This is a genomic window from Roseibium sp. RKSG952 (assembly GCF_009711355.1).
Map to the genome: position 1 here is coordinate 1 of NZ_SMMF01000298.1, position 530 is coordinate 530.

Consider the following 530-nt stretch of genomic DNA (forward strand, 5'->3'; position numbering starts at 1 on the left):
GAAGGGGTTTGCCGCGCTTCTGGATCACTTTGTGTCCCCGTTCTCGGTGTTGATTTGGTGCGCCGAGAAGGATTCGAACCTCCGACCTCGCGGTTATCAGCCACGTGCTCTACCAACTGAGCTATCTGCGCAAACTTTTTCCCGCTAGGGAATCGTTTCGTGTTCTTTACCATCTGGCCGCTCGATTCTCACGACTCCTCGGGGGGCTGCAATTACTGCGTATCTTTGGCTGTAATTCATTCGCGACCAAGAGCCGATCTCATTGAGCGTGCGAAAGCAGCCTAACACAGTCTTGAGACTTCGTCGATTTTGCAGTGTTTTACGCATGGAGATTTCATCTCACTAACGTATCGTTACCTTCTGCTGGGGACAAACCCCTATCCACCAAAGGAATCAGGAAATGGTGGATCCTGCTGGGGTTGAACTAGCGACCTTCGCCATGTCAAGAGGACGCTCTACCAACTGAGCTAAGGATCCGAATTCCTTGGTGGTGGTGTCGGGACTTAACGTCTTCCCCGCCCTGAAGGACG

The 530-nt window shown here is 52.5% G+C and carries 1 protein-coding gene and 2 tRNA genes; all 3 read right to left on the reverse strand.

The window, feature by feature from the left end:
- Positions 1-55 precede the first annotated feature (55 nt).
- A tRNA-Ile gene (locus E1297_RS00775) sits at positions 56-131 on the reverse strand.
- 13 nt (positions 132-144) lie between these two features.
- Entirely contained in the window at positions 145-327 is a 183-nt protein-coding gene (locus tag E1297_RS51100; protein WP_209015545.1) for a DUF1289 domain-containing protein, read from the reverse strand.
- A 74-nt stretch (positions 328-401) separates the two neighbouring features.
- A tRNA-Val gene (locus tag E1297_RS00785) sits at positions 402-477 on the reverse strand.
- Positions 478-530: the final 53 nt, after the last annotated feature.

What these genes read in the sequence shown, in the direction of transcription:
- E1297_RS51100 (WP_209015545.1), bottom strand. Translation starts at nt 327, where the DNA reads ATGCGTAAAACACTGCAAAATCGACGAAGTCTCAAGACTGTGTTAGGC.